Annotated in this window: 1 protein-coding gene; it reads left to right on the forward strand. The window is 45.5% G+C overall.

Annotation, left to right across the window (positions count from 1 at the left end; all coding sequences use genetic code 11):
- On the forward strand, positions 1-486 hold a 486-nt coding region (locus tag R7R24_RS28650), incomplete at its 5' end, for a YgjV family protein (RefSeq protein WP_318120450.1).
- Positions 487-596: the final 110 nt, after the last annotated feature.

Consider the following 596-nt stretch of genomic DNA (forward strand, 5'->3'; position numbering starts at 1 on the left):
ATTAGTTTTGGTTTGGGATTCTCCGTCTTCTACCAGAAGAATGACAGGCACCTAAAAATCTTGATGCTGATTTTTAACCTCAATCATCTTCTCCACTTTTTATTGCTGGGTTCGATGGTCTCTGCGCTGAGCGCATTGCTGTCGGCGCTCAGAACGACCACGGCGATTTTTGTCTCGTCGAAACGAGTCGCTGCTGTCTTTATTGTGATCAGTTTAGTCAGTGGCTTTTGGGTAGCAGAGCAATGGCGTGATTTATGGCCGATTATCGGGACGGTGATTGGTACATACTCGGTGTTCTGCTTGTCAGGGATCAGGATGCGCATTGGCTTTTTGCTCGGCGCGTCTTGCTGGCTAACCAATAATATTCTGGTGGGTTCCATTGGTGGAACGCTGTTAGAAATGACCGTGATCGTGATGAATTTATTGACGATTTATCGCTTACATCGTCAGCAATCAGAATCCATGATTAATCAATCAAGTTATTAGGTGAACCATGTTCGTATTTAACCAAGACATTCCGATGGAAGATCTCGGCGAAGGGATTTCACGCAAAGTACTGGCACACAGCGACAACATGATGTCGGTAGAAGTGCACT

Source organism: Vibrio sp. 704 (genome assembly GCF_033339295.1).